General features: G+C 72.0%; 18 protein-coding genes and 2 tRNA genes. 9 read left to right on the forward strand and 11 right to left on the reverse strand.

What is annotated here, in order from left to right:
* The first annotated feature begins 19 nt into the window (after window positions 1–19).
* Window positions 20–823, forward strand: a complete 804-nt coding sequence (gene hisN, locus K7396_RS12360) for a histidinol-phosphatase (protein ID WP_086716808.1) — start codon at window positions 20–22, stop codon at window positions 821–823.
* Between the two features lie 151 nt (window positions 824–974).
* Window positions 975–1,391: a CBS domain-containing protein gene (locus K7396_RS12365; protein ID WP_086716809.1), complete on the forward strand. Its 417-nt coding sequence runs from the start codon at window positions 975–977 to the stop codon at window positions 1,389–1,391.
* Window positions 1,392–1,560: 169 nt separating this feature from the next.
* Here K7396_RS12365 and K7396_RS12370 read toward each other — a convergent pair whose 3' ends face one another.
* Complete coding sequence (locus tag K7396_RS12370; protein WP_174886920.1) at window positions 1,561–3,042, reverse strand: catalase; 1,482 nt, start codon at window positions 3,040–3,042, stop codon at window positions 1,561–1,563.
* Between the two features lie 143 nt (window positions 3,043–3,185).
* On the opposite strand from K7396_RS12370, the gene K7396_RS12375 reads away from it, so the two are divergent.
* The 4 genes from K7396_RS12375 (at window position 3,186) to K7396_RS12390 (ending at window position 6,802) form a co-directional block, all read left to right on the forward strand.
* Window positions 3,186–3,605, forward strand: a complete 420-nt coding sequence (locus K7396_RS12375; RefSeq protein ID WP_086716811.1) for a Fur family transcriptional regulator — start codon at window positions 3,186–3,188, stop codon at window positions 3,603–3,605.
* 294 nt (window positions 3,606–3,899) lie between these two features.
* The gene (locus K7396_RS12380) at window positions 3,900–4,739 is read left to right on the forward strand and encodes an ABC transporter ATP-binding protein (RefSeq protein WP_174886911.1); all 840 of its coding nucleotides are present in this window, start codon (window positions 3,900–3,902) and stop codon (window positions 4,737–4,739) included.
* Window positions 4,736–5,623, forward strand: a complete 888-nt coding sequence (locus tag K7396_RS12385) for an ABC transporter permease (protein WP_086716812.1) — start codon at window positions 4,736–4,738, stop codon at window positions 5,621–5,623. Before K7396_RS12380 ends, K7396_RS12385 begins: the two co-directional genes overlap by 4 nt.
* 45 nt (window positions 5,624–5,668) lie before the next feature.
* On the forward strand, window positions 5,669–6,802 hold the full coding sequence (locus K7396_RS12390) for an ABC transporter substrate-binding protein (protein WP_086716813.1): 1,134 nt from the start codon (window positions 5,669–5,671) through the stop codon (window positions 6,800–6,802).
* A 49-nt stretch (window positions 6,803–6,851) separates the two neighbouring features.
* On the opposite strand, the gene K7396_RS12395 is transcribed toward K7396_RS12390, so the two are convergent.
* The 4 genes from K7396_RS12395 to K7396_RS12410 all read right to left on the reverse strand — a co-directional run bounded on the left by K7396_RS12395 (window position 6,852) and on the right by K7396_RS12410 (window position 12,094).
* A tRNA-Met gene (locus K7396_RS12395) sits at window positions 6,852–6,925 on the reverse strand.
* A 117-nt stretch (window positions 6,926–7,042) separates the two neighbouring features.
* Entirely contained in the window at window positions 7,043–8,896 is a 1,854-nt protein-coding gene (locus K7396_RS12400) for a tetratricopeptide repeat protein (RefSeq protein ID WP_174886910.1), read from the reverse strand.
* A 203-nt stretch (window positions 8,897–9,099) separates the two neighbouring features.
* Window positions 9,100–9,176, reverse strand: a tRNA-Met gene (locus K7396_RS12405).
* Between the two features lie 107 nt (window positions 9,177–9,283).
* The gene (locus tag K7396_RS12410; protein ID WP_086716815.1) at window positions 9,284–12,094 is read right to left on the reverse strand and encodes a UPF0182 family membrane protein; all 2,811 of its coding nucleotides are present in this window, start codon (window positions 12,092–12,094) and stop codon (window positions 9,284–9,286) included.
* Window positions 12,095–12,299: 205 nt separating this feature from the next.
* On the opposite strand from K7396_RS12410, the gene K7396_RS12415 reads away from it, so the two are divergent.
* The gene (locus tag K7396_RS12415) at window positions 12,300–12,872 is read left to right on the forward strand and encodes a PPA1309 family protein (RefSeq protein WP_373866914.1); all 573 of its coding nucleotides are present in this window, start codon (window positions 12,300–12,302) and stop codon (window positions 12,870–12,872) included.
* A 92-nt stretch (window positions 12,873–12,964) separates the two neighbouring features.
* Here K7396_RS12415 and K7396_RS12420 read toward each other — a convergent pair whose 3' ends face one another.
* From K7396_RS12420 to K7396_RS12435, 4 genes are all read right to left on the reverse strand, one after another.
* Window positions 12,965–14,062 (reverse strand): YlbL family protein, encoded by a 1,098-nt coding sequence (locus K7396_RS12420; protein WP_086716816.1) that lies wholly within the window; start codon window positions 14,060–14,062, stop codon window positions 12,965–12,967.
* Window positions 14,063–14,185: 123 nt separating this feature from the next.
* The gene (locus K7396_RS12425; RefSeq protein WP_086716817.1) at window positions 14,186–14,374 is read right to left on the reverse strand and encodes a hypothetical protein; all 189 of its coding nucleotides are present in this window, start codon (window positions 14,372–14,374) and stop codon (window positions 14,186–14,188) included.
* Between the two features lie 241 nt (window positions 14,375–14,615).
* Entirely contained in the window at window positions 14,616–15,095 is a 480-nt protein-coding gene (locus K7396_RS12430) for a molybdenum cofactor biosynthesis protein MoaE (protein ID WP_086716818.1), read from the reverse strand.
* A 104-nt stretch (window positions 15,096–15,199) separates the two neighbouring features.
* Window positions 15,200–16,351 (reverse strand): SDR family oxidoreductase, encoded by a 1,152-nt coding sequence (locus K7396_RS12435; RefSeq protein WP_152104571.1) that lies wholly within the window; start codon window positions 16,349–16,351, stop codon window positions 15,200–15,202.
* A gap of 192 nt (window positions 16,352–16,543) precedes the next feature.
* Here K7396_RS12435 and K7396_RS12440 point away from each other — a divergent pair, with 192 nt between their 5' ends.
* Window positions 16,544–18,007 (forward strand): zinc-dependent metalloprotease, encoded by a 1,464-nt coding sequence (locus K7396_RS12440; protein WP_086719669.1) that lies wholly within the window; start codon window positions 16,544–16,546, stop codon window positions 18,005–18,007.
* Entirely contained in the window at window positions 18,004–18,534 is a 531-nt protein-coding gene (locus tag K7396_RS12445; RefSeq protein ID WP_086719668.1) for an NUDIX hydrolase, read from the forward strand. The genes K7396_RS12440 and K7396_RS12445 overlap by 4 nt, the downstream gene beginning before the upstream one ends.
* A 143-nt stretch (window positions 18,535–18,677) precedes the next feature.
* Here the strand turns inward: K7396_RS12445 and K7396_RS12450 are convergent, their stop codons facing one another.
* A complete protein-coding gene (locus K7396_RS12450) occupies window positions 18,678–19,436 on the reverse strand; it encodes an AIM24 family protein (RefSeq protein ID WP_086719667.1) in 759 nt (252 codons plus the stop codon).
* A gap of 20 nt (window positions 19,437–19,456) precedes the next feature.
* A complete protein-coding gene (locus K7396_RS12455; RefSeq protein ID WP_086719666.1) occupies window positions 19,457–20,140 on the reverse strand; it encodes an AIM24 family protein in 684 nt (227 codons plus the stop codon).
* Window positions 20,141–20,146: the final 6 nt, after the last annotated feature.

Genomic DNA, 20,146 nt, shown 5'->3' on the forward strand with positions numbered 1-20,146 from the left:
CAGTCGATACTGTTCGCACATGCCCGACTATCACGATGATCTTCGCCTCGGCCATGTCCTCGCGGACGCCGCGGACGCCGCCACCATGGAGCGCTTCAAGGCACTCGACCTCAAGGTCGAGACCAAACCGGACATGACGCCGGTGAGCGAGGCGGACAAGGCCGCCGAGGAGCTCATCCGGGGCCAGCTCCAGCGGGCCCGGCCCCGGGACGCGGTGCTCGGCGAGGAGTTCGGCAGCGAGGGCACGGGGCCGCGGCGCTGGATCATCGACCCGATCGACGGCACGAAGAACTACGTCCGCGGGGTGCCGGTCTGGGCGACGCTGATCGCGCTGATGGAGCGCGGCGAGGGCGGTGACCGCCCGGTGGTCGGCATCGTCTCCGCACCGGCGCTCAACCGCCGCTGGTGGGCCGCCGACGGCCTGGGGGCCTTCACGGGCCGCAGCCTGACCTCCGCGACCCGGCTGCGGGTCTCGCAGGTCGGCCGCATCCAGGACGCCTCCTTCGCCTACTCCTCGCTGACCGGCTGGGAGGAGCGCGACAAGCTGCCCGGCTTCCTCGACCTGAGCCGGGACTGCTGGCGCACCCGCGGCTACGGGGACTTCTGGCCGTACATGATGATCGCCGAGGGCTCGGTGGACATCTGCGCGGAGCCGGAGCTCTCGCTGTGGGACATGGCGGCGTGCGCGGTGGTCGTCAAGGAGGCCGGCGGACAGTTCACCGGCCTCGACGGCAAGCCGGGCCCGCACAGCGGCAACGCGGCGGCCTCCAACGGCCTGCTGCACGAGGATCTGCTCGGATATCTGGGCGACTCCCCCCGCTGACCTGCGACGGGGCGGGTATTCGGACACCCGTCCCGCAGTTGCCCCTTGTTGCATCGGCACAGGCATGTGAACATGAGAATCCCCCACTTTGTGAACTTGTGAATCCTTTCGCAAGGCACATTCACCAAGGAGGTGGCTCCACTCCATGCCCATGCACGTCAAAGACGCCATGAGCACGGTGGTCCTCACCATCGGGCCCGCCCACACGCTCCGTCAGGCGGCGCAGCTGATGGCGGCCCGCCGTATCGGCGCGGCCGTGGTCCTCGACAACGACAACAGCGGCATCGGCATCCTCACCGAGCGCGACATCCTCAACTCCCTCGGCGCGGGCGAGAACCCCGACCGGGAGACCGCCCAGACCCACACCACCTCGGACGTGGTCTTCGCCGCTCCGGACTGGACCCTCGACGATGCCGCGGACGCCATGGTGCGCGGCGGCTTCCGCCATCTGATCGTGCTCAACGACCATGAACCGGTCGGCGTGGTGTCCGTACGCGACATCATCCGCTGCTGGTCGACCACCACGGAACGGACCGCCACCGAGCGGGCCGACGCCGTACCGGCCTGACGCACCCCGGCTCCGCCCCCCAACACCCCGGAGCCACACACACGAAGAGGCCGGAGCCCCATGGCATCCGGCCTCTTCGCTTTTATACGGCAGCGACGATTGCGCAACCCCCACGGCGCTCCACCACCTCCGCGAGAGCGGCGGCGGTTTAGCCGCAAAGGGGTGCCACTCAGCCGCGCAGGGCCTGGACCGCGGCCTCCAGTCGCTTGCCGTAGTCCGCGTCCGCCTTGCGGAAGTTCTCTATCGCGCGCTGGGCGATGTCGTCGCGGGAGACCTGGGCGATGAAGCCCGCCAGGTTGCCGATCAGGCGCTCCTTCTCGTCCTCCGCCATCAGGCGGTAGAGGGTGCCGGCCTGGCCGAAGTCGTCGTCCTCGGCGTGCGAGGGCGCGGCCTGCTCGCCGGTGGCGCCGGTCACGGCGGCGGGCTGCCACAGCGGGCGGCCGGTCTCACTGGGACCGCCGAAGCTGTTGGGCTCGTAGTTCTTCTGACCGGCGTGCCGGCCGTCGTACATCACGCCGTCCCGGCCGTGGGTGCGCGCCTCGGTGGCGTGCGGGCGGTTCACCGGGAGGTGGTCGGCGTTGATGCCGACGCGGTAGCGGTGCGCGTCGCCGTACGCGAAGAGGCGGCCCTGGAGCATCTTGTCGGGGGACGGCCCGATGCCCGGCACGAAGTGGTGCGGGGAGAAGACCGACTGCTCGACCTCGGCGAAGATGTTCTGCGGGTTGCGGTTGAGCTCCAGCTTGCCGATCTCGATCGGCGGGTAGTCCTCGTGCGGCCAGACCTTGGTCAGGTCGAACGGGTTGAAGCGGTATGCGGCCGCCTCGGCCGCGGGCATGATCTGCACCTGCACGGTCCAGCTCGGGAACTCGCCGCGCTCGATGGACTCCCGCAGGTCGCGCTGGTGGCTGTCGGCGTCCTCGCCGGCGAGCTTGTCGGCCTCGGACTGGGTGAGGTTCTTGATGCCCTGGTCGGTCTTGAAGTGGTACTTGACCCAGAAGACCTCGCCGGCCTCGTTGTTCCACTGGAAGGTGTGCGAGCCGTAGCCGTTCATGTGGCGGTAGGACGCCGGGATGCCGCGGTCGCCGAACAGCCAGGTGACCTGGTGGGTGGACTCGGGCGACAGGCCCCAGAAGTCCCAGACGTTGTCCGCCTCCTGCGAGCCGGTGTACGGGTCGCGCTTCTGGGTGTGGATGAAGTCGGGGAACTTGAGGGCGTCCTTGATGAAGAACACCGGGGTGTTGTTGCCGACGAGGTCGTAATTGCCCTCCTCGGTGTAGAACTTCAGCGCGAAGCCGCGCGGGTCGCGCACCGCGTCGGCGGACCCGAGGTTGCCCGCGACGGTCGAGAACCGCAGGAAGGTCTCGGTCTGCTTGCCGACCTCGGAGAGGAACGCGGCGCGGGTGTAGCGGCTCACGTCGGCGGTCACCGTGAAGGTGCCGTACGCACCGGCGCCACGGGCGTGCACGATGCGCTCCGGGATGCGCTCGCGGTTGAAGTGCGCGAGCTTCTCGATCAGGAGCTGGTCCTGGATGAGGCCGGGACCGCCGATGCCGGCCGTCTCGCTGTTCTGGTTGTCTCCGACCGGTGCGCCGGACTCCGTGGTCAGCGGTCCGGTGGTGCTCTCTACCGACACGTGCGCCTCCTGAAAGATTTTCTCCACCTGCCCTGGGCTTGCGCCGGTCCCGATCCTACATTGGACAATGTCTAAGTCAAGAAGGACCCGAACTTCGTACGCGATCCGGTGATGGACGGCCCACTGCTACGCTGGGTCTATCTGACTGATAGGTGATTGGCATGAGTGACCTGCTGCAACGGCTCCGAGGGCGCGGCTGGCGGCTGACCGCGCAGCGACGCGTGGTCGCCGAGGTCCTCGACGGGGACCACGTCCACTACACCGCCGACGAGGTGCACGCGCGGGCATCCGAGCGGCTCCCGGAGATCTCGCGCGCCACGGTCTACAACACCCTCGGCGAGCTGGTCTCGCTCGGCGAGGTGCTCGAGGTGAGCACGGACGGCCGGGCCAAGCGGTACGACCCCAACGCCCACCACGACCACCAGCACCTGGTCTGCTCGCGGTGCGGCACGATCCGCGACGTCCACGTCCAGGGCGACCCGCTCTCCGCGCTGCCCGAGCCGGAGCGCTACGGCTTCCAGGTCTCCGAGGTCACCGTGACCTACCGGGGCATCTGCCCCGCCTGCAGCGTCCCGTCCTGACGGCGGAGTGGGCCGACCCGCCTCCGGGCCGCTCCCGCACCGCGTCACGCCGTACACCTCCCCCAGCCCGCGCCCGTCCGGCCGCGGGCTCCTTCGCGTGCCCTGCCCGCTCACCGGCCACCCCCTTCGTCGCGCCGCCGGACCTCCCCGCCGCACGCGTACCCGCACGCCCCTTGCCCAAATCTGACAACCCGTCATATCGTCGGCGCGCCGCGTCTTCCGGCCACCGGCCCCGACCGGTCCCGGAACCCGCACCACGGCGGCACCCTGTCCGCACTCCGCAAGGAGCACCCCGTGGGAGAGCCGCACCCGCCGCCCGCAGCGCACCGCCCGCCCGACCGGCCGCCGGCCCTGCGCGCCCGCGCCCTGGCCCGTTCGTTCGGCCGCGGCAGCGCGGCGCTGGCCGCCCTCGGCCCCCTGGACCTCGACCTCGCACCGGGCGAGTTCGTCTGTCTCGTCGGCCCCTCCGGCTGCGGGAAGTCGACCCTGCTGCGGATCGCCGCCGGCCTGCTGCGGCCCGGCGAGGGCGAGCTGGAGATCCGGACGCACGCCGGCCGGCCGACCTCGATGATCTTCCAGGACTACGGCATCTACGACTGGAAGACGGTGCTGGCCAACGTCCGCTTCGGCCTGGACATCCAGCGCGTGCCCCGTAAGGAGGCCGACGAACGGGCCCGCACCTGGCTCGCCCGGATGGGACTGGCCGACTTCGCCGGCGCCTACCCGGCCACGCTCTCCGGCGGCATGCGCCAGCGCGTCGCCCTCGCCCGCGCGCTCGCCGTGGAGCCCGGTCTGCTGCTGATGGACGAGCCCTTCGCGGCCCTCGACGCCCAGCTGCGCACCCTCCTCCAGGACGAGCTGCTCGGCCTCACCCAGACCACCCGCACCACCACTCTCTTCGTCACCCACAGCCTCGAAGAGGCCCTGGTGCTCGGCGACCGGGTCCTGGTGATGTCCGCCCGGCCCGGCCGGATCATCGCCGAACGCCGCCCGCCGTTCGGCCGCCCCCGTACCGGCGCCGTCCGGGACACCCCCGCCTGCACCGCCCTGAAGGCCGAGCTGTGGCAGCTGCTGCGCGGCGAGGTCGACGGCGCCGCCGTGCGCCCCGCCCCGAACGGGGCGGTCTCCGCATGACCGCCGCCCTCCGCCCGCCCGGCCCCGAGGACGGCGACGCCGCGGCCGACCGCCTCCTCGTCCGCCGCCCCGGCCCCGCGGAACTGCGGCCCCGGCGCACCCACCGCCGCCGGCGCGCCCTGGAGCTCTCCCTCGCCGTCGCCGTCCCGCTGCTGCTCGTCCTGCTGTGGCAACTGGCCGCAGGACTGGCCTGGATCGACGCCCGCGTCTACCCCGCGCCGTCCACGATCCTGGCCGACGGATGGGACCGCGCCCTGGCCGGCGACCTGTGGCCGGACGTGGCGGCCACCGTGCGGCGCGTTCTGGCCGGCTACGCCCTGGGCACCGTCGCCGGCTACCTCCTGGGGCTGCTGATGGGCTCGCTGCCCCTCGTACGGGCCGCCCTCGAACCCCTCCTGGACGCCCTGTACGTGGTCCCCAAGCTCGCCCTGCTGCCGGTCTTCCTCAACATGTTCGGGCTCGGCGAGGGGCCGCAGGTCGCCCTCGTCGCCGCGACCGTCTTCTTCTTCGTCTGGATCTCCACCATGGCCGCGGTGCTGGCGATCCCCTCCGGGCACCGCGACGCCGGCCGGGTGTTCGGCGCGAGCCCCTGGCAGATGTTCCGGCACGTCCTGCTGCCCGCCTCGCTGCCCGCCGTCCTGGTGGGCGCCCGGATCGCCGCGGGCGTGGCCGTGCTGGTCATCGTCGCCTCGGAACAGATCGCCGCCACCGACGGCCTCGGTCATCTGATCTTCGACTCCCGCGCCCTGTTCCAGAACGACGTGATGTGCGTCGGCATCGTCTGCGTGGCCGTCCTCGGCGTGCTCTTCTCCGAGCTGGTGCGGCTGGCCGGGCGCCTCCTCACCCCCTGGGCGCCCCGCGACCGCGGCCGCTCCGGGAGCTGACCCGCCGCACCGCCCCGTCCGCTCGCCGCCCCGTACGGAGGTCCCATGCGCCCCCGCACCACCGTCGCCGCGCTCCTGACCGCACTCGCCCTGGGCGCGGGCTGCTCCGCCGCCCCCGAGGACGGCGCGCCCGCCGCCGGTCCCCGCACCGTCCGGCCCGTGGCGGGCTGCGGCAAGGGCTCCTGGACCGACCCCGCCGACCTCGCACCGGACCGCGCCCCGGCGCGCTGCGCCAAGGGCGCCCCGGCCCCGCGCCCGCTCGCGAAGCGCCGCACGCTCACCGTCGCCACCGGCACGCTCGGCGCCGAGTACGTGGCCCCGCTGCGGCTGGCCCTGGCCAGGGGCGAGTTCCGCAAGGAGGGCCTGGACGTCCGCCTGAAGGTGCTGCCCACCCCGGACGCGCTGCCGCTGCTGGCCAAGGGCGAGCTGGACGCGCTGTGGGCGGCCCCCGAGGCCGCGGTCGTCGGCGGCGTCAACGGTGGCTTCGACATCCGCTGGGTGGCCGGCAACTTCTCCCCCGGCCCCGGCTCCAGGAGCGGCCTGTGGGCGCGCCTGAAGGACGGCGAGAGCGCCTCGTCGGTCTCCCTGCGGGGAACACGGCTGGGCACCATGATCGGCAAGGGCTCCGTGATCATGTACCCGATGGCCACCGCCTTCGCCGGGCACGGCGCCGACCTGCGCTCCGTCGCCTTCCAGCAGCTCGGCTCCGCCGACGTGCTGACCGCCCTGACCGGCGGCGGGGTGGACTCCGCCTGGCTGCTCGACCCGGTCTGGCGCCGGGTCGACGGCAATCCCGAGTACGCCTTCCTCGGCGGCCAGCCCCGGGGCGAGCCGCTCGGCGGCGCCCTGTACGGCCCGAACCTCCTCCAGCGGGACCCGGACGCCGGCGTCGCCTTCCTGCGGGCCTACATCCGCACGGTCAACACGTACTTCGCCGGCGACTACAAGGCCGACGGGGCGTTCGTCGCCGAGCTCGCGAGGCTGCTGAGGACCGACGCGAAGACCCTCGCCTCGGTGCCGTCGCTGCGGATGGACTGGGAGATCAGGAAGGGCACCGCGGCCCGGCTCCAGCGGGCCTACCGGGACAGCGGCGTCACCCAGGGCGCGCCCCTGCCGGAGGACCGGCTCGTCGACCGCGGCCTGTACGCCGAGGCCGTCGGCCACCGGCTGCGGCGATAGACATGACGAAGGCCCGGACTCCCATGGAATCCGGGCCTTCGTCGTGCAGTAGCGGGGACAGGATTTGAACCTGCGACCTCTGGGTTATGAGCCCAGCGAGCTACCGAGCTGCTCCACCCCGCGCCGTTGTTGTCCCAACCTTAACCCCGGGCCGACGACCAGCGCAAATCCCTTCGGCGCCACCCGGGGCCCGTCCCTGCGGAACCGGCCCCGGGCTTTCCGGGTGACCGTGGAGCGCCGCTACGCGCTGAGCTCCTCCTGGAGCGCCGTACGCAGCCGCGCCGCCCGCTCCGCCACCTCCGGCGGCCCCAGCTCGACGGCGCGCGCACACCAGCTCTGCGCCTCCGCGAGCGCGCCGCGCCGGGCGGCGAGCAGCGCCAGCCGCAGCGCCGCCCGGCCGTGGCCGGACTCGGCGGCGCGCTGCCACCACAGGGCGGCCTCGGGGAGGCTGCCCTCGCGGGCCAGCAGCAGCCCGAGGTTGAAGGCGCCGTTGCGGCTGCCGGCCTCGGCCGCCGCGCGGTACCACTCGGCGGCCTCGACGGCGTCCCCGCGGGCCGCCGCGAACATGCCAACCCGGACCTGGGCGCGCCGGTGACCCTGGCGCGCCGCCCGCTCGTACCACTGCACGCTCTCGTCGTCGGGCGCGCGCTCATCGTCCGTCCGCCCCTCGCCCGCGGCGGCCGCCCTGCGGTCGAGGAGGTCGGCGAGCCGGAAGGCCGCCTCGGCGCTGCCGCCGCCGGCCGCACAGCGCAGGTTCCGCTCCGCGTCCTGCAGTTCGCCGTCCCGCAGCTGCACGATGGCGACCTGGAGCGCCGCCTCGGTGTGCCCGGCCGCGGCCGCCCGCTCGTACCAGGTGTGCGCCGTACGCTCCGCACCGCGGCCGGTGTACAGGATGCCGAGGTTGAACGCGGCGTCCACGCTGCCGGCCTCGGCCGCCTTGGAGAACCACGGCTCGGCCCCCGAGGCGTCGCCGCGCTGCAGCAGCAGGATGGCGAGCGCGTTGGCGGCCTCGCGGTGCCCGGCGTAGGCGGCCCGGCGGTACCACTGCTCGCCGCGCCCCTCCCGGCCCTGCTCGGCGCAGAGCAGCCCGATGTTGTAGGCGCCGTTCACGTCCCCGGCGTCCAGCGCGACGCGGTACCAGCGCTCGGCGGTCTGCAGTTCGCCACGGTCGGCGTGCAGCGCGCCCAGCGCGTTGGCAGCGTTGCCATCGCCGTCCTGGGCGGCCCGGCGCCACCACTCCGCGGCGCTCTCCTCGTCCCCCGCGTCGCGCAGCAGGAAGCCCAGCGCGCAGGCCGCGCGGGCCTCACCGTCCTTGGCGGCCGACAGGTACCAGCGCCCCGCCTCCTGGACGTCGCCGCGGTCCTCCAGCAGCGCGCCCAGCTGCAGCGCGGCGCGCCGGTGGCCGCGCGCCGCGGCCTGCCGGTACCACTGCTCGGCCTCCTCCTGCCGGTTCAGCTCGCCGTACGCGGGGACCAGCGCACCCCGGTCCGTGTCGCGGCCGTCCTCGATGAGCCGGGCCAGGCGGTAGGCGGCCTCGCGGTGGCCGCGCTCGGCGGCCGTACGGAACCAGCGCTCGGCGCCGATGTCGCCGCGGTGCTCCAGCAGGTCCGCGAGGGCGTACGCGCCCAGGCAGTGGCCCGACTCGGCGGACTGGCGCAGCCAGTACTCGGCGGCCGGCTCGTCGCCCCGCTCGCGGTAGTGGCGCCCGAGGGCGTGCGCGGCGGCGGCGGAGCCCGCGACGGCCGCGATGCGCCACCAGCCGGCCGCCTCGTCGCCGTAGCCCCGCTGGTGCAGCAGCACGCCGAGGTTGTTGGCCGCGGCGCGGTCCCCGGCGGCGGCCGCGGAACGCAGGTGCGGCTCGGCGCCGTCGAGGTCACCGCGGCGCAGCAGCATCGCCCCCAGGGCGCTCATGGCGGCGGTGTCGCCCGCCTCGGCAGCCCGGCGGTGGCCGGACTCGGTCACGGCATCGGACGCGTCGGCGGCCTCGGCGGCGTCCATCGCGTCCATCTGCAGCTCGGATTCGCGCCCGTCGTCGGGCGCATGCACAAACCGGTCCGTCTCCAACAACCTTGCCTTGTCCCCCATAAGACCCATCGTCGCATCACCTGTAGCCCGCGTACACCTGGTATACCGCAGCCAGTGAGGTCACTTCAGCGGTTTGTCGACTTCCCGACACGACGACTTGGCAAACTCAAGCACACACCTACCCCGCATCGGCTGCGCGACCCGGCTTTGATCGGTAATTGCCGGAACACATGACGAAGGCCCGGATCCTGGAGGATCCGGGCCTTCGTCTTTGGTAGCGGGGACAGGATTTGAACCTGCGACCTCTGGGTTATGAGCCCAGCGAGCTACCGAGCTGCTCCACCCCGCGTCGTTGTGTCCTCAAGGTATCACGGCGGCGGGGTGGTCCGGCGCCGCCGTGGCGCCGGTGGCCGCCGGTTCGCACCGGCGGCCACCGGGCCGGGACGCCCGGCCGGCTCAGCCGCCCGGCTTGCCGCCCTTCTCGGACGCCTTCGCCGCACGGTCGAGCGCCGCCTTGAGCTTCTTCTGGGCCTCGCCGTAGCCGGCCCAGTCGCCCGCGGCGCGCGCCTTCTCGCCCTCCTCGTAGGCCTTCTGCGCGTCGCCCAGGGCCTGCTGCACGGTCTGCCCCGACGGGGGCTGCGTACGGGTGTCGCCGCCGCCCGGCGGTTTCTGCGAGCCCGTACTGGGCGCCTTCTTGCCGAAGACCACGTCCAGCGCGTCCTTGAGGGAGTCCTCCAGGACTGGCTTGTTGTCGCCGTAGCTGACCAACACCTTCTTCAGCAGCGGGTAGTTGGTGTTGGCGCCGCGCAGGTACACGGGTTCGACGTAGAGCAGCCCGCCGTCCAGGGGGACGGTCAGCAGGTTGCCGTACTCGATCTCCGAGTCGCCGAGCTTCTTGAGGATGTTGAGCTCATTGGCGATGTTCGGATCGGAGTTGAACTTCGACTGCACCAGCTGCGGCCCCGGCACCGGCGTCTGCGAGGGCAGTTTCAGCAGTCTGATCTTGCCGTAGTCGCCGCTGGTGGCGTTGGCGTCGACGGCCATGAACGCACCGAGGTTGTCGCGCTTGTTGGGCGTGAAGGTCGTCGTCAGCGAGAACGTGCGGTTCTTCTGGTCCGGCATCTTCATGCTCAGGTAGTACGGCGGAACCGCGTTGACCGACTTGGTCGTCGGGTCGTTCGGGATCTGCCAGCGCTCGGAGCCGGTGTAGAAGGTGCCCGGGTCCGTGACGTGGTACGTGGTCAGCAGCTGGCGCTGCACCTTGAAGAGGTCCTGCGGGTAGCGCAGGTGCTCGCGGAGCGCCGGGCTTATGGCGCTCTTCTTCTCGACGGTGCCGGGGAAGGACTTCATCCAGGTCTTGAGGACCGGGTCCTTCTCGTCCCACTGGTAGAGCTTCACCGAACCGTCGTAGGCGTCGACCGTCGCCTTGACGGAGTTGCGGATGTAGTTGACCTGGTTCTGCTGGGCCACCACCGCCCGCTGCCCGTCGGTGAGCGAATCGGCCGTGCTGTCCCCGAGCGTGGTGCGCGAGGCGTAGGGGTAGCCGTTGCTGGTGGTGTAGGCGTCGACGATCCACTTGATCCGGCCGTCGATGACCGCCGGGTAGGCGTCGCCGTCGATGGTCAGCCAGGGGGCGACGGCCTCGACGCGCTCCTTGGGCGTGCGGTTGTACAGGATCCGCGAGCCCTTGCCGATCGCTCCGGAGTAGAGGATCTGCGGCTCGCCGAACGCCACCGCGTAGGCGGCACGGTTGACGGGGTTGGCGAGGTTGACGCCGCTCTTGCCGCGGTAGCTGTAGCTCTTCTCGCCGCTGTCGTCGGAGTAGTCCAGCTCCTTCTGCGGACCGCCGACGATGGAGTACTGGGAGGTCTTCTCGCCGTAGTACACCCGCTGCTGGTACGGCGGCAGCTGCCCCTTGGCGGGCAGGTCCGACTCGGTGTACTTCGGGCCGCCGCCGTCGGCGGCCTCGGTCCCCTTGGCGGCGACCGCGCCGTAGCCATGGGTGTACTTGAAGTGGTCGTTGATCCAGTTGCGCTCGGGGATGCCGGCGATGTTCAGCTCGCGCAGACCGATGACGGTGTCCTGCTCGGCACCGTCCTTGTCCTTGTAGCGGTCGACGTCGAGGGTGGAGGGGAACTGGTAGTACCCGCGCACCTGCTGCTGTTGCTGGAAGGCCGGCGAGACCACGTTCGGGTCGAGCAGGCGCATGCTGGCGGTGGTGTCCGCGTCATCGCGCAGCCGCTGGCCGTCCGCCTTGTCGGCGGGCTTGTAGTCGCCCTTGTACGGCGTGACCCGCGAGTCCTGGATGTCGTACGCGTCCCGGGTCGCCTTGATGTTCTGCTTGATGTACGGCGCTTCCTTGGCCTGCTCGTTCGGCTGGACCTGGAACTTCTGCACGATCGCCGGGTACAGCCCGCCGATCAGGATCGCCGAGAGCACCATCAGGCCGAAGCCGATCACCGGCAGCTGCCATGTCCGCCGCCAGAGGGTGGCGAAGAACAGCACCGCGCAGATCGCCGCGATGAAGAACAGGATCGTCTTCGCCGGGAGGTAGGCGTTGGCGTCGACGTACCGCAGGCCCGTCCAGTTGTCGGCCGACTTCAGGCCGCTGGACTTGACCGCCAGGCCGTACCGGTCGAGCCAGTACGCGATCGCCTTGAGCGAGACGAAGATCCCCAGCAGCACCGACAGATGGCCGGTGGCGGCCGCGGTCGCCCGCGAGCCGGGGCTGGTCAGCCGCAGCCCGCCGTAGAGGTAGTGCGTCAGCGCCGCGGCGACCAGGCACAGCACCGCGCAGGCGAAGCCGAAGCTCAACAGGAAGCGGTACCAGGGCAGGTCGAAGGTGTAGAACGAGATGTCCTTGCCGAACTGCGGGTCCGTCTTCCCGAAGGGCACGGCGTTGACCCACTGCAGCCAGGTCCGCCACTCACCCGAGGCGGAGGCACCGGCGATCAGGCCGATCACCGCCGTGACCGCGATCAGCGCCCACTTCTTGAAGGGCGCGATGCCCATGCGGTAGCGGTCCAGGCTCTGCTGCTCCACGGACATCGCGCTCAGCGGCGGCCGCAGCCGGTGCGCCAGCCAGACGTTGACGCCGACGGACGCCGCCATCACGACGCCGAAGGCGAAGAACAGGCCGATCTTGGTCCACAGGGTGGTGGTGAAGACCGAGGAGTACTTGACCGACCGGTACCAGAGCCAATCGGTCCAGAACCCCGCAAACATCACGAAGAGCATGGCCAGTACGGCCAGCACACCCAACGTCATGAGCAGGGTCCGGATCCGCCGCGATGGTCGGCCGACTCTGATCCGTGGCCCTGTCGGGCCTCCGCCGCGGTCCGGCATCTGGAAAGCCAAGGTGCGCACCTCGAAGTTCGCTGTCGTGTGGAGCAGGCCCGGCGATAGTAGGACCCACCGATGCAACTTACGAAGGCTTTACTCAGTTCCCGCTTTCCGGGGTACACAAGGCACGATGTTGAGCATGACTGACCTTCCTGGCTCTCCCGCTGCCGGCACCCCCCTCGCCGCCGACCCCCTGACCCGCGCGGTGCTCGAGATCGACGAGTACAGCGCCGGGCTCGGCTGGGATCAGCCCGCCCGACTGTTCGCCCTCGTCGACACCGCCAAGCTGCGGGCGCAGGAGCCCTCGCTCGCCGCCCAGCTCGGCATCGACGACTCCTCCACCGCGTCCCTGACCCCCGTGGAACAGGACGAGATCCCGGCGGGCGTCCCGCTGGACGAGTTCCTCGCCACCATTGCCTGGCCCGACGCCGTCACCGGCTGCGCCCTGACCGTGGAGCGGCTGATGCTGCCCCCGTCGGCCGAGGACTCCGAGCCCGCGGGCATGGACGAGGCCCAGCTCGCCAAGTGGGTCGCCGGGCACCCGGACCGCCAGGAGGTCCGGATGACGGTGGCCGTGCTGCGGGACGGCCGGCGGGAGTCGGCGCTGCGGCTGCGCGAGAAGGACTCCACGTCCGAGGTGCTCACCGGCGCGGCGCTGGTGCCGGGCCTCGCGGAAGCGCTCGCGGCGACGTTCGAGGGCTGACCGCGGCCTGCCGGGCGGCACCCGGGCCGGACGTGCGCGTCCGCGGCCCGGGCGGCTGTCCGGTGACGCCCCGGGGCGCCACCGGGGCCGTTCTAGGCGTGACCCGCGGGGCTGCAGCTGGGCAGGGCCGCGGTGTCGCCCGTGCGGATCTTCTCCAGCGCCTTGACGGCGTCGCCTATGGTGCCGACCTTGACCAGGGTGAGCCCCTCGGGGGTGTCCTTGGCCGCGGCGGCGCAGTTCTCCTTCGGCGTCAGGAAGTACCGGGCGCCCTTGTCGCGCGCGCCGACCGTCTTCATCGAGATGCCACCGATCGGGCCGACCTTGCCCTTGTCGTCGATGGTGCCCGTGCCGGCCACGAACTTGCCGCCGGTCATGTCCCCGGGCGTGAGCTTGTCGACGATGCCGAGCGCGAACATCAGCCCGGCACTGGGGCCGCCGACGTCGGCCAGCTTGACGTCGATGGGGAACGGGAAGATGTGGTCCACCCCGGCCTGGATGCCCACGATGGCGCGGCCGTCCTCGGCCTTCTGCGTGGTGATCGCGATCTGCCGGGCGCCGGTCGCGGGCTTCTTGCCCCGCTTCTCGGCCGCGGCGGCCTCCTTGGCGGGGATGATCGTGAAGACGACCTTCTCGCCCGGCTTGTGCCGGGTGACGAGCTTGGCGACGTCGCCGGCCTGCTTGACCGCCGTGCCGTCCACGGCCTTGATCACATCGCCCGCGTGCAGCCGCCCGTCGGCCGGCTTGTCCTTGACGACGGAACCGACGACGGTCTGGGAGGCGACCGGGATGTGCAGCTGACGGAGGGCCGAGGTCTTGGCGCTCTCCTGGGACTGGCTGAACTCCTCGGCGTTCTCCTGGTCGGCCTGCTCGGCCGTCTGCCCCTCGGGGTAGAGCGTCTTGTGCGGCACCACGGCGTTGTCGTGGTCGAGCCAGCCGTACACCGCCTCGAAGAGGTTCATGCGGTAGTCGGGGCCGGTGACGCGGACCGTGGTCATGTTGAGGTGACCGGTCGTCGGGTACGTCTTGCGCCCGGAGATCTGCAGCACCGGCTCGCCGTCGTGATCGCCGAGGGTGTTGACCGTCGGCCCCGGCGACATCTCGGAGTACGGCACGGGGATCAGCACCCCGGCGCAGAGCAGCGCGATCAGCATCAGGGTCGAGGCGAGCAGCGTCGCGGTGCGGCGTGGCATGGAACGACAGTACGGGACGGGTATGACAACCGGCCCGCGGGGCCGTCCGTACGAGGGCGAACACCCGCCTGTGCGGCCGTGGTCACCGGGTGCGGCGCCGGCCCTCACGGACCGGCGGGAAGGTCAGACGGGATCCGAGGCGGGATCGGGGACGGGAACGGGATGCTCCTTCTCCATGGCGTCCCGGAACCGGGCGTAGCCCGCGAGTTCCGCGACGTCCCCGGCCTTGCGGTTCCGCAGGGCCCAGCTGCTCCACACCGCGGCAACCAGCCCCGCACCCACCGGAATCAGCAACCAGAGGAGCGCACCCATCAGCGACCTCCCAACCCCTTGTGACGACCGCGATCGACGAATAAGCAGATTAACCATCTGCTGGGTCAACGCTCACGCCAGGGGGCGGGTTACGCAACCGGAACACAAGGCACCGGTTCGGCCTCGCGTCCGGCGGCCACGACCCCGCGGCGACAGGGCCCCTGCCTGCGCGTCTGTCCTCTCGCCTGCCCCGGGAATCCGCGCTTACGCACGGGAGGGGGAGCCTTACGCACGCGGGGGGCTACGCCCCCACCCATTCCTCGGTGCCGTCCGAGAACGTCTGGTGCTTCCAGATCGGTACCTCGTGCTTGAGGTCGTCGATCAGCCTGCGGCATGCCTCGAACGCCTCGGCGCGGTGCGGGCAGGACACGGCGACCACGACGGCCAGGTCCCCGATGCGCAGGTCCCCCACGCGGTGGACGGCGGCCAGCGCCCGCACCGGGTAGTCGGCGATCACCTTCTCGGCGATCCGGCGCATCTCCGCCTCGGCCGTCGGGTGCGCGGAGTAGCCCAGGCCGTCGACGTCGGCGCCGTTGTCGTGCGAGCGGACCGTGCCGACGAACAGGGCGGTGCCGCCGGCCGCCGCGTCGCCCACCGCCGCGAACACCTCGTCCACGGACAGCGCGCGCTCGCGGATCTCCAGGAGCCGGATCGGATCCGGGGCGGCCTGCTCACCGGGGTGGTCGCGGCCGGGGGACGAGGGGGAGGGCGTGCCAGGCATACCCCCATCGTGCCGTACGCGGCCCGCGGCGCGTCATGGCCGTTTCCACCGGGCCTACGGGCCGCCGTATGGAGACTCCTCCAGGACGGCGGGCCCGGTTCCCCTCAGATGCGGCGGCGGGCCTTACGGGCGCGGCGCACCAGCGCGGCGGTGCCCAGGAGGGCGACGGTGGCACCGGCCGCGCCCGCGGCGGTGGCGTCCTTGCGGCCCAGCCGGCGGCCCGCGACGGTGTGCCGCCCGGCGACCTCCTCCAGGAGCTCGGCGAGCACCTCCTCGTTCGTCCACCGGGGACGCCAGCCGGCATCGTGCAGCCGGCTGCCGCTGACCACCCACGGATGCATCGTGTACGCGAGGTCGCCGGCGGGCGACGGCGTCAGGCCGATGCGGTGCAGTCGGGCCGCGGCGCCCAGCGCCACCGAGGACGGCAGCTCCATGCGCCGGATACCGGAGAGCTCCTCGACCTCCTCCTGTTCCAGCCAGCCGTCGCAGCCCACCGCCAGCTCGCCGTCGACCTTCTCCAGGGCGGCGAACTCCAGGGCGCTGACCAGGTCCTCGACGTGGCAGAACTGCCAGGCGGGGCGGGACCCGGCGACGACCAGGAGGCGGGGCGATTCGAAGTAGCGGGTCAGCGCGGTGTCCGTGCCGCCCACCAGGACGGTGGGGCGCAGCACGGTGACGTTCAGGCCGGGGTGCGCGCGGGGCGCGCGGTGTGCCAGGTGCTCGATCTCCAGGAGGTCGCCGACGCCGGTGGCGTCCGCGGTGGCCCGCAGCTCGGCGTCCTCGGCCAGGGGGACGTCGTTGTCGGGCAGCGCCCCGTAGACCATCGCGGAGGTGCACAGCACCACCCGGTGGACGCCGGCGGCCGCGGCGGCGGTGAGCACGGTCTGGGTGCCGCGCACGTTGTAGGCGGTGCGGGCCGCGGCGTCGGTCTCCAGGTCGAGGTCGAGCGCCAGGTGGACGACGACGTCCGCGCCGCGCAGCTTGTCGGCGATGGCCGGGTCGCGGACGTCCAGGACGTGCCAGTGCGCCTCGGCGACGTCGCCGCGCCGCTCGTCGATGGCCACCACCTCCTTGACCTCGTCGGAGGCGACCAGGGCGCGCGTGAGCAGCGCGCCGACTCCGGAGGCGGCTCCGGTCACGGCCACCACGGGCCGGCGCAGCGGCCGGTCCGTGGCCCCGCCTGCGGTGTCGCCCGCCTGCTCGGTCTGGGCCGCAGCGTTTCGCGCTGCGCGAACGGTCGGATCTGGGGAACTCACCGGGCGTCTCCAGCGGTTGTCTTCAGTGCGGACGTGTGGTCATGCGTACGCACCAGGTGGCGTCCATCCTGCCGCAGCCACCGGGTCAGCGAAGCACCGAGCCCCGAAGCGGTCCGGGTGTCTACGCTGGAGGTGATGTCGGGCAGCCGCCGTCGGCCACCTGGTCGGCGGCCCTACGAGCCGAGGAAACCCGTGAGTGACACCCCATTTGGATTCGGCCTTCCGCCGGAGGAGCCGGAGGACGGCGACAACGGCAAGCAGAAGGGCGGCCAGGGAGGTAGCCAGGGCCCCGCGAACCCGTTCGGGTTCGGCAGCGGGAGCGGCGGCGCGGACAATCCGTTCGCGGCGCTCTTCGGCGGCATGGGCGGCCCCGGCGGCGAGATGAACCCTGGCGACCTGGGAGCCGCGTTCCAGAAGCTCGGCCAGATGCTCTCCTACGAGGGCGGCCCGGTGAACTGGGACATGGCCAAGGACATCGCCCGGCAGACCGTGGCGCAGGGCGCCGAGGACGGCAGCAAGGACGCGAGCCTGTCGCCGGGCGAGCGCGGCGCGGTCGAGGAGGCCGTGCGCCTGGCGGACCTGTGGCTGGACGGTGTGACGTCGCTGCCGTCGGGCTCCGGCTCGGTGGTGGCCTGGAGCCGCGCGGAGTGGGTCGAGGAGACCCTCCCGGTGTGGAAGGACCTGGTCAACCCGCTCGCCGAGCGCGTCGGAGCGGCCATGGGCGATGTCCTGCCCGGGGAGATGCAGGCCATGGCGGGCCCGCTGCTCGGGATGATGCGCTCCATGGGCGGCGCGATGTTCGGCACCCAGATCGGCCAGGCGCTGGGCGTGCTGGCCGGCGAGGTCGTGGGGTCGACGGACATCGGGCTTCCGCTGGGGCCGGCCGGCAAGGCCGCGCTGCTGCCGGGGAACATCGCGAGGTTCGGCGAGGGCCTGGGCGTGCCGGAGGAGGAGGTGCGGCTGTACCTGGCCCTGCGCGAGGCCGCCCACCAGCGGCTCTTCGCGCATGTGCCGTGGCTGCGCTCGCATCTGTTCGGTGCCGTCGAGGGCTATGCGCGCGGCATCAAGGTCGACACGACCAAGCTGGAGGACGTGGTCGGCCAGATCGATCCGCAGCATCCCGAGGAGCTGCAGAACGCCCTTCAGCAGGGCATGTTCCAGCCCGAGGACACCCCGGAGCAGAAGGCGGCGCTGGCCCGTCTGGAGACCGCGCTGGCCCTCGTCGAGGGCTGGGTGGACGCGGTGGTGCACGCCGCCGCCAAGCCGCATCTGCCGTCCGCCGACAAGCTCCGTGAGACGCTGCGGCGGCGCCGGGCCAGCGGCGGCCCCGCCGAGCAGACGTTCTCGACGCTGATCGGTCTGCAGCTGCGGCCGCGGCGGCTGCGGGACGCCTCGCGGCTGTGGGCGTCGCTGACGGACGCGCGGGGCCTGGAGGGCCGCGACGGCCTGTGGGAGCACCCGGACATGCTGCCGACGGCGGCCGACCTGGACGACCCGGACGGTTTTGTGCACCACGAGCAGCCGGACTTCTCCGAGCTCGACAAGATGCTCGGCGAGGCCGCGAGCGGCGGCAAGCCCGACCTGGGCAAGCCGGCCCGGGAGAGCGACGGCCCGGACGAGACCCCCGGCGAGAGCAAGGGCGACGGCGAGAAGTGAGTCTGCGCGAGGACGCGGCGCGGGTGCTCAAGGAGTGGCCCGCGCCGTCCCCCGAACAGGAACAGCTGCGGCTGGCGTATCTCGACCACCTCGCCGCCCATGAGGACGGCATGTGGAAGCCCTGCAAGGACGGGCATCTCACGGCCAGCGCCCTGGTGATCGATCCGGCCGGCGGGCGGGTGCTGCTGACCCTGCACCGCAAGCTGGAGATGTGGCTGCAGATGGGCGGCCACTGCGAGCCTGAGGACTCCTCGCTCGCCGACGCGGCGCTGCGCGAGGCGCGCGAGGAATCGGGGATCGCGCGGGGGCTGACGCTGCTGCCCGGCGGCCCGGTGCGCCTGGACCGTCATCACACGCCCTGCGCGGTGCATCTCGATGTCCAGTACGCGGCGCTGGCCCCCGCGGACGCGGTGGCGGCGATCAGCGACGAGTCGCTGGACCTGCGGTGGTTCCCCTACGACGAGGTGCCCGGCGTCGCCGACACGTCGGTGGTGCGGCTCGTGGAGCGCACCCGCGCCCTCCTCTAGGGGAGGCGGCTCTCCGGACGGTCCCCCGAGGACGCGGACCGGCTTGCACGCGTTGTGGCGCCCGCCCCCTTCCCGGGGCGGGCGCCACAGCGTGTCAACGGCCGGGTGACGGCCGCCGGTTGGCGGCGCCGCGGGCGGGCCGGTCAGTTGGTGAAGATGTTGCCCTGGTTCATGCCGTGCGCGCCCTGCTGGCCCATACCGAACTGGGCGGCCATGCCGGACCCGATGACGGCGTTCTGCGGCGGCAGCAGCTCGCTGGGCTGGACCAGTGCGTAGCCCTGGCCGAGGAAGCTGAGTTCCCAGCCCTCGCCCGTGTTGCCGCGCCGGCGCCACACCGCGGAGGAGTGCGTCTGCGCCTGCATCTGCACCCGCAGCGAGGCGGACCAGGCGACCACCGCGTCGGCGTCGGCGTTGACGTACTTGTCCGGGGTGACCTGCAGCATCAGCGGCTCGCCGGAGGTCATCAGGACCACCTGGCCCTGCCCGGAGATGTTGAGCTGGTACTTGCCGGTGCCGGAGATGCCGTACTGGCTGTCGACGGAAACGACCTCCCAGTGGAGGCGGGAGTCCAGCGCCAGGACGTAACTGCTGTCGACGGTCAGGCCGTCGTGGTCGACGTCGACGACATGGACGTACTGGGCGAGGTTGGCCAGGTAGACCGTGCCCTGCCCGGAGACGCGCATCAGGTCGAGGCCCTCGCCGGAGTACGCGCGGGTGCGGTGCTGGCCCGGCGTCTGGTAGTTGCCGTCGAATTCGAGCAGCCCCTGGTAGGCGACCATCGCGCCCTTGCGGGCGAGGAGATCCTCGTGGCCCTGGAGGGAGACGCGCAGCAGCTGGCTGTTCTGCAGGGCGTAGCGGTCCCGGGTCTGTGCCTCGGTGAAGGCGAAAAGCGGACTCTGCATGGCGTGTTCGGTCCTCCCCCTCAGCCCCGGGCCCGGAGCCGGTCGGTGCTGTCCTCACTGGGCTGGACGACGACGAACCCCTGGCCGGAGAAGCCCAGTTGGTACGCCTCGCCGCTGCCGCGTCCGATCATCGAGGACGCCTTGAAGCTGCGCTTGCCCTTCATCTTCAGGTTGGTCGACCAGGCGACCAGGGCGTCCGGGTCCACGTAGGTCTCGTCCTCGCCGCGGCCGCAGTCGACGACGATGGGCGTGCCCCGGGAGGTCAGGGCGACCCAGCCGGTTCCGGAGATCCCGACGTTGAAGAGCCCCTGGCCGGCGAACTTCGCCATGCCCTTGACGCGCTGCACGCCCCACTGGAGCTGGGCGTCGAAGGCGAGGAGGTTGGTGCCGTTGACGGAGAGCGCGTCGCCGTCGAGGTTGATGCAGACCACGTCCGCGCCGTAGTCGGCGAGGTAGAGCAGGCCGTCCCCGGAGCACTTCATCAGGGGCGCGCCCTCGCCGGTGAGCCACTGGGAGGCCATCTGGCGGACGGCGGGCGGGTTCGGTTCGTACTGGACGAAGCCCTCGTAGGCGACCATCGAGCCGGTGCGGGCGAAGACGTCCTGGCCGCTCTGCATGGCGATCTTCACCATGGCGCTGCCGTGGTTCTCCATACGGGCGGCGGGCGGGGTCGGGGTGTAGCCCGACAGCTGCTGCTGGTTCATGACGTG

The sequence above is a fragment of the Streptomyces angustmyceticus genome, from assembly GCF_019933235.1.
GTDB lineage: Bacteria > Actinomycetota > Actinomycetes > Streptomycetales > Streptomycetaceae > Streptomyces > Streptomyces angustmyceticus.

Excerpts from the sequence above, each read along its gene's own strand:
- hisN (WP_086716808.1), top strand. The coding sequence starts at position 20 with ATGCCCGACTATCACGATGATCTTCGCCTCGGCCATGTCCTCGCGGAC.
- K7396_RS12365 (WP_086716809.1), top strand. The coding sequence starts at position 975 with ATGCACGTCAAAGACGCCATGAGCACGGTGGTCCTCACCATCGGGCCC.
- K7396_RS12375 (WP_086716811.1), top strand. The coding sequence starts at position 3,186 with ATGAGTGACCTGCTGCAACGGCTCCGAGGGCGCGGCTGGCGGCTGACC.
- K7396_RS12385 (WP_086716812.1), top strand. The coding sequence starts at position 4,736 with ATGACCGCCGCCCTCCGCCCGCCCGGCCCCGAGGACGGCGACGCCGCG.
- K7396_RS12390 (WP_086716813.1), top strand. The coding sequence starts at position 5,669 with ATGCGCCCCCGCACCACCGTCGCCGCGCTCCTGACCGCACTCGCCCTG.
- K7396_RS12400 (WP_174886910.1), bottom strand. The coding sequence starts at position 8,896 with ATGGGTCTTATGGGGGACAAGGCAAGGTTGTTGGAGACGGACCGGTTT.
- K7396_RS12410 (WP_086716815.1), bottom strand. The coding sequence starts at position 12,094 with ATGACGTTGGGTGTGCTGGCCGTACTGGCCATGCTCTTCGTGATGTTT.
- K7396_RS12415 (WP_373866914.1), top strand. The coding sequence starts at position 12,300 with ATGTTGAGCATGACTGACCTTCCTGGCTCTCCCGCTGCCGGCACCCCC.
- K7396_RS12420 (WP_086716816.1), bottom strand. The coding sequence starts at position 14,062 with ATGCCACGCCGCACCGCGACGCTGCTCGCCTCGACCCTGATGCTGATC.
- K7396_RS12425 (WP_086716817.1), bottom strand. The coding sequence starts at position 14,374 with ATGGGTGCGCTCCTCTGGTTGCTGATTCCGGTGGGTGCGGGGCTGGTT.
- K7396_RS12430 (WP_086716818.1), bottom strand. The coding sequence starts at position 15,095 with ATGCCTGGCACGCCCTCCCCCTCGTCCCCCGGCCGCGACCACCCCGGT.
- K7396_RS12450 (WP_086719667.1), bottom strand. The coding sequence starts at position 19,436 with ATGCAGAGTCCGCTTTTCGCCTTCACCGAGGCACAGACCCGGGACCGC.
- K7396_RS12455 (WP_086719666.1), bottom strand. The coding sequence starts at position 20,140 with ATGAACCAGCAGCAGCTGTCGGGCTACACCCCGACCCCGCCCGCCGCC.